This window comes from Burkholderia sp. BCC1993, from assembly GCF_905339865.1.
Classification (GTDB): Bacteria; Pseudomonadota; Gammaproteobacteria; order Burkholderiales; family Burkholderiaceae; genus Burkholderia.
Map to the genome: position 1 here is coordinate 1 of NZ_CAJPGZ010000039.1, position 5683 is coordinate 5683.

At 62.8% G+C, this 5683-nt stretch carries 13 protein-coding genes and 1 pseudogene; all 14 read right to left on the minus strand.

What is annotated here, in order from left to right; translation table 11 throughout:
• Window positions 1-4: 4 nt before the first annotated feature.
• A complete protein-coding gene (locus U4Y91_RS36310; RefSeq protein WP_321809088.1) occupies window positions 5-184 on the minus strand; it encodes a hypothetical protein in 180 nt (59 codons plus the stop codon).
• A 3-nt stretch (window positions 185-187) separates the two neighbouring features.
• The gene (locus U4Y91_RS36315; protein WP_321809089.1) at window positions 188-739 is read right to left on the minus strand and encodes a tyrosine-type recombinase/integrase; all 552 of its coding nucleotides are present in this window, start codon (window positions 737-739) and stop codon (window positions 188-190) included.
• A 2-nt stretch (window positions 740-741) separates the two neighbouring features.
• Complete coding sequence (locus U4Y91_RS36320; protein WP_321809090.1) at window positions 742-942, minus strand: hypothetical protein; 201 nt, start codon at window positions 940-942, stop codon at window positions 742-744.
• 153 nt (window positions 943-1095) lie between these two features.
• Window positions 1096-1353, minus strand: coding sequence for a hypothetical protein (locus U4Y91_RS36325; protein WP_321809091.1), 258 nt, complete (start codon window positions 1351-1353; stop codon window positions 1096-1098).
• A 17-nt stretch (window positions 1354-1370) separates the two neighbouring features.
• On the minus strand, window positions 1371-1631 hold the full coding sequence (locus U4Y91_RS36330) for a hypothetical protein (protein ID WP_321809092.1): 261 nt from the start codon (window positions 1629-1631) through the stop codon (window positions 1371-1373).
• Window positions 1621-1854, minus strand: coding sequence for a hypothetical protein (locus U4Y91_RS36335; protein WP_321809093.1), 234 nt, complete (start codon window positions 1852-1854; stop codon window positions 1621-1623). The genes U4Y91_RS36330 and U4Y91_RS36335 overlap by 11 nt, the downstream gene beginning before the upstream one ends.
• A gap of 127 nt (window positions 1855-1981) precedes the next feature.
• Window positions 1982-2290 (minus strand): hypothetical protein, encoded by a 309-nt coding sequence (locus U4Y91_RS36340; protein ID WP_321809094.1) that lies wholly within the window; start codon window positions 2288-2290, stop codon window positions 1982-1984.
• A gap of 168 nt (window positions 2291-2458) precedes the next feature.
• Window positions 2459-2830, minus strand: a pseudogene (locus U4Y91_RS36345) (single-stranded DNA-binding protein); the annotation flags it as partial.
• 47 nt (window positions 2831-2877) lie between these two features.
• On the minus strand, window positions 2878-3129 hold the full coding sequence (locus tag U4Y91_RS36350; protein WP_321809095.1) for a hypothetical protein: 252 nt from the start codon (window positions 3127-3129) through the stop codon (window positions 2878-2880).
• A gap of 465 nt (window positions 3130-3594) precedes the next feature.
• A complete protein-coding gene (locus U4Y91_RS36355) occupies window positions 3595-3753 on the minus strand; it encodes a hypothetical protein (protein WP_321809096.1) in 159 nt (52 codons plus the stop codon).
• A gap of 2 nt (window positions 3754-3755) precedes the next feature.
• Window positions 3756-4085, minus strand: coding sequence for a hypothetical protein (locus tag U4Y91_RS36360; RefSeq protein ID WP_321809097.1), 330 nt, complete (start codon window positions 4083-4085; stop codon window positions 3756-3758).
• 13 nt (window positions 4086-4098) lie between these two features.
• Entirely contained in the window at window positions 4099-4305 is a 207-nt protein-coding gene (locus tag U4Y91_RS36365; protein WP_050609930.1) for a DUF3717 domain-containing protein, read from the minus strand.
• 138 nt (window positions 4306-4443) lie between these two features.
• Window positions 4444-4674 (minus strand): hypothetical protein, encoded by a 231-nt coding sequence (locus U4Y91_RS36370; protein ID WP_321809098.1) that lies wholly within the window; start codon window positions 4672-4674, stop codon window positions 4444-4446.
• A gap of 51 nt (window positions 4675-4725) precedes the next feature.
• Window positions 4726-5683, minus strand: a 958-nt coding sequence (locus U4Y91_RS36375; RefSeq protein ID WP_321809099.1) for an ArdC family protein, incomplete at its 5' end; no start/stop codon positions are given.

Genomic DNA, 5683 nt, shown 5'->3' on the forward strand with positions numbered 1-5683 from the left:
ACAACTACTCCCGATCATCCGGCAACGTATCCGGGTCATCGTTTGCCTGTTCATTCAACTCTTTACAGGCCCTGCTCGACAGCGGAATAGTTACTGCCATGAACGAAACCCACGTGTCGCCCACATCATCCGCGCCCGCGTTCTCAAGCATCTTGCGGGCGCGTGAATTCAGTTTGTAGCTCACGCCTTACCTCCATAGCTTCTCGAATCGCGCGGCGTTGCTGGCCGTGTAGATCACGGTGTTCTGTATCGACCGATGGCCTAGATAGTCCTGAATCAGCCGCGTATCCGCGCCTTGGTCGGCAAGCGCGAAGCCGCACCCGTGGCGCAGCATGTGCGGCCGAACCAACACCGGCAGGCCCGCGAGTTCGCCGTATCGACGGATCAGGTAGTAGACCTGGTGCCGCGTCATCCGACCGCCGCGCTCGGTCACGAAAAACGCCTTCTCGCCCGGACTGGCGAGCTTGGCGCGATCGCGTAGCCAAGCCTGCGCGAGGCGCGGCTCGGGCGCTCGCATCGGATGAATGCCCGACAGGCCGCGCTTGAGGCGATGAACCGAGATACGCCAACCGTCCGCGTCGATATCGGACAGGTCGAGGCCAGCGGCCTCGCTCGCGCGTAGGCCGTGGCGGAACGTCACGGCGATCAGGCAGCGGTCGCGAGCCGCGTGGCGGCCCTGCTTGGCCGCCTCCATCATGCGGGCCACCTCCGGCTCGTAGACGTGCTTGCGGCGGCTCATGGTTAGCGCCCGCGCGCGATGGCGTAGAGCACGAGGAACACGCCGAGCACGGTCAGGAACATGAATCCGATGTGAAACGGCACGTTGAGATAGACCCCGGCACCGCCTACGGATGCCGTCTTGGCCGGGGCGGCATTCATGCCGATCACACCGCAAAGGATCATGAGGCATCCGAGCGGGCCAACTGGAAAGGTTTTTTGCATGATTCGATCCTCTCAATATTTTGTTGAAAGTGACTACCAATAAAAAGCGGCCGGAGCCGCGTGCTGTCGTGCCTGTCCCGCGAGACTTTCAACAAAATATGCCATTTCGTTGAAAGTGAGGCGTCGCCCCTCGATGGCTTAACACACTACCTACTACCGGGCCGCCTTACCCCAACGCTTTCGGGCCGCAGCACAGTCCTCGTCTTCCAGCAGACCATGCGCGATAGCCACGTCGATGTCCTCGCGGGTGTACGGTTCATCGGGCCGCGCGCAGACCGACCGCTCCATATCCTCGCCATGCACCCACGCCGTATATCTGGCCAAGGTGGTAATAAGCAGATATAGCGCGATGATCCACACGCCCAGCCCAATCCACCAGAAGATCGGCCGTTTTGCGTTCGCTGCGGCCATGATTTCGTGCCCTCCGGTTATCTGGTCGATAGTTCACGCCGGAGCCGCGCATCGAGCGCGCACCAGTCGAAGCCGCGTTCGCACTTCCCGCACCAAAGCGGCTGTGCCGACTTGCCGCGTCGAGTCGGCTGGATCAGCGGCCCGTCGCACTGCGGGCAGGCGGGCGGGCGCGCGGCGCTGGCCTGCGCGAGCGACGTGCGCCCGCCCGGATGCCCGACGTCGATCAGCGTCAGGTAGTCGCGCGCGTCGATGCGCGCCTCGATACTCTCAGGTTTCATTGCTCTGCCCTCTCTGATTACCACCATAGCGCCGGAGCACGGCGCGAAACAGATCTACCCCCACGAGCCGCCACACGACCACATGCACGGCCAGTATGCCCGGAAAGCCCGTCAACAGAACCGCGCTCGAGAACCGCACGCCCGCGAGCAGCAGCCCGGAAAACAGACTCGCCACGAGGAAGGCCGCAAGCGCCGCAGCGATCCTGACACGATGGTTTTGCATATTGCCCTCTTAAACACGGCCTATCGACCAGTAATAAACGCCGGGTCTTGAACATGGAAATACAGCCACACGAGAATTGCCACGATTACACATACGCATATCGCCTTAATCATCGTCATAACCGCACTCACACTGTCCCGTTAAGCACGCAAGCGAACGCGCAGCACGCCACGAACGTCCACGGAATCGCGCTGTAGATCGCATCGCGCATCGGCGTCGCGTCCGCGCCCTGCCCCATCACCATCGCGAACCCGATGCCGAGCGCCCACACGACCACGAAACCCAACCCGAAGAACCGGCCACGCGTGAAACCGATCACGAGCGCCACGACGAGCAGCGCCACACCAATCGCCCACGGGAGCGGCGGCATTGCCTCCACGAACGTCCCGAGCGAGTGCATCGCGAACGCGAGCACGCCCGCGACAATCAGGCCCAAAAACCCGGCCCCTAGAACATTCCCTAATGACCGCATATTCACCTCGTCTTATCTTGAAAGCCCGCTAGTTTCGCGGGCGAAACTGCACCGCGCGGCGAACCGCGCGATGCTTCGGAGTTCGAATCAGAACGGGATATCGTCCGATTCCGGATCGTCCATCGGGGGCGGGCCGTCGCCCTGCCCTTGGCCGCCCTTACCGCCCGTGCTGCGCCCGCCGAGCATCTGCATCTGGTCGGCAACGATCTCGGTCGAGTAGCGGTCTTGGCCGTCCTGCCCCTGCCACTTGCGCGTGCGGAGTCGCCCCTCGATGTACACCGACGAACCCTTTTTCAGGTACTCGCTGACGATTTCCGCTAGGCGGCCGAAGAATGCGACGCGGTGCCACTCGGTCACTTCCTTGAACTCGCCGCTCGCCTTGTCCTTGTAGCGATCCGTCGTCGCGAGCCGGATATTCGCGACCGCATCGCCGCTCGGCATATAGCGCACTTCCGGATCAGCGCCGAGATTACCCACGAGAATGACCTTGTTTACCGATGCCATGATGTCCTCTCCTTCTAGTTGACTGTTACCAACACCGTTACCCTTACTCAGCGAGCCGGTACGGCCCGCGCCTCACATGCCTCGATCATCGCCGCGTGATAACCGTTGCTCCATGCCGTCACCAGCTCGGGAACGCCCGCGAACATGGCCGGGACAATGCACTCGCCATCGCGGAAGTCCGTCATCCCCTGCTCAACTGCGTCACGCAATACGGCCTTGATTTTCGAGCGGTTTGCCGGATCGAGACTCAGCGCATTGTGCGCGTTTGCGTACTCGACACAAATATCCAGACCACGCATTTTCAAGCCCTCCGATCACCGGCAACCGTCTCGATCACCATGACTCAAGTATAGGCGACGTATATAGAAATGTATATAGAAATCAATAGAAAAGTTTTTTATTGCGCCCGCGCCGTGATACCGAAAACCAATCGCGATAGCCGTCAGGCTGACCACCCTCTTGCAAGCCAAACAGGGCCTTCGCACCCGGCCCAAGCTATCTCCGCGTGCTGCCGTCCCTCGCCCTGCCCGCACGGGCAGGGTGCGGCGGTAGGGGCCGGGTCGGTAGACCTCGCGCGCAGCGCGACCCCGTAGCCCGCCGCAGGACAGCACGCGGCCACGGACTCACGATCACCGATGGTTTCGCCCGCGAAACGCGGGCTGCGCAAGGGATTCGCAGGGCTGCGCAGCAGTCCCCGCGCAGCGGGGATGAGCGCGAATGCGCGAACCCGGAGCAGCCCGGTCGCCGCGCAGCGGCGATGCGCCCTAGCCCTTCCAACCTCTGGTCGACACGTACATCGCCCCGCCCCCGATCATCGCGGCCAAGGCAGTTACTGCCATGCCCTTATGGCTCAACGCCGCGATGACCGCCAAAGTCAAAGCGCCAATCACGCCATATATGCGTGCCTCGACCTCGTGTTTCATGGCTAACTTCCCTTCGGCTTGAACTTCGCGGCTACCTTGTCGAACTGCTGGAACAGTTCGGGCGTGCCCTCGTATACGCGAGCCGTCATGCCGTCCTCGCCGTAGTACTGCATCAGCAGCTTGACTGCCTGATACGCGGCTGACTTGTTGCCTGAGCCGTACTCGTTTGCGGCCTGCTGGTAGCCCATGCCATCCACGAGCACCGCGCGCGCGAGCACTTCAGTTTTTTCAGACAACGGCCGCCCGCGCGTGTTGGCGCGCACGTCGCGCATGTGCGCGACGAGCTTCTTGAACTGAGCGGGCGTGAGACGTGGAATTTTCGCGGATGCCATGTGTGTGTAATCGCTAGGTAAGTGCGGCCCGCAAGGCCGCGATCTGGTCGGGCCGCAGGCCCGCCGCATCGACCGACGCCATGCGCTCGACAATCATCGTCGCGTAGATCGGCGCGAGCGCGTTCGCCTCGGCGCAAAGCACGATGCCATCCGGCGATGGTCGGCGCTCGCGCCAGTGATTGATGGCGCGCTCGATGTCTGCAATCGAAAAGTGACTCATACAACCTCCACCGGATAGCGGTTACTCTCATTCTAGCAACCGTATATAGAAATGTATAGTGAAATAGACGAGGCGTCCGACCGACCGGCGCCGGTCGCCGGCGCCGTCCTCAGTCTCGCCCGCCCTGGCGGGCGCTGGTCACGCTTCGGCGGCTCCCGGCCGCGCAACCTCTGCCCGCCTCGCCTTGGCCTGCTCAAGCCCCTCCGGGCCGGTAAACCGGCCCTGCGTCTCCCCGCCGTTCCAGAGCATGTAAGTCGGCACGCCGTCGATGCGATAGAGGCCGATCACCCATCCGGTCGGCCTGCCGTCTGCGCTGCAGTGGGTCCAGCCGTACCCGCTCGGTTCGGCCTTCCATTGATCGCCCGCCATGTCATCACCCCTCGATCAGGTAGCGGGCCGCCTCGCGGCGGCCCCGCTGGTTCATTCGATCACTTCAAGCGGCGCTGCCGCTTCGCTGTCGGCCGCGCTCTGCGGCTGCTCGCCCGCGTGCTTCGCGATGATGAATTCGTAAGCCTGCCCCGCGTGCTTCGCTGCCGTAAAGATCGCGGTCTTGTCGTTCTTGAGCACCTTGAGCCAGCTTTCGAGATACGCGGCGTGGTTCTCGATGGTGGCATTGACGAAACCGACGTGACCGACGACGAAAGCCGCGCCAAGCTCTGCAACGAGTTCTTCAAACGCGTAGGCATCGTCGCCGAAGCGCTTGCCGTACTCGCGCGCAAGGCGGCTTTCGTGGCCCGTCCAGTGCGTCAGTTCATGCAGCGCGGTCGCATAGTAGTTTTCCGGGCTGGTGAACCGCTCACGGGCGGGCAGGCAGATTTGATCGCGCGAAGGCGTGTAGAACGCGCCGTCGAACCCGTGCGCGATCTTCGCCCCGCTCGCGGCGAGAATGGCCTCGGCCGTGTCGATCGGGTTGAAGTCGGCCGCCTTCTCGGCGGGTGCGTAGAACGACTCCGGCAGGCCGTCGATCTGCGCCACGTTAAAGACCCAAAACGCTTTGCACATGGGGAAAAATTCACCCTTGCCCTCACCCTCGGCCGCGCCCTCTGCGGGCTTCGCGTTCTTGCGCGCGACCATTTCGAAGTACGCGCACATCACGCCCTTTTCGCCCTTGCGCACGTGCGCGCCCATGCTCTCGGCCTGCTTGTACGTCATCCAGACATTCGACGCAAACCCGGCCTCGATGGCGGCATCCCAGAGGATCAGGACGTTGACGCCGTTATACGCTGCGCCGGTCTTGCCGTTGCGCGGAAAGCCACGTTGCGCCGCACGCGTCCAGCGCTCGCGCGCTTCGTTCCCGCCCTTCTCCAGCATGGCGATGATCTTGTCCGTGATCGTTTGGCGGATGTCGGATTTTGCGTTTGCGGTCATGATTTCGTGC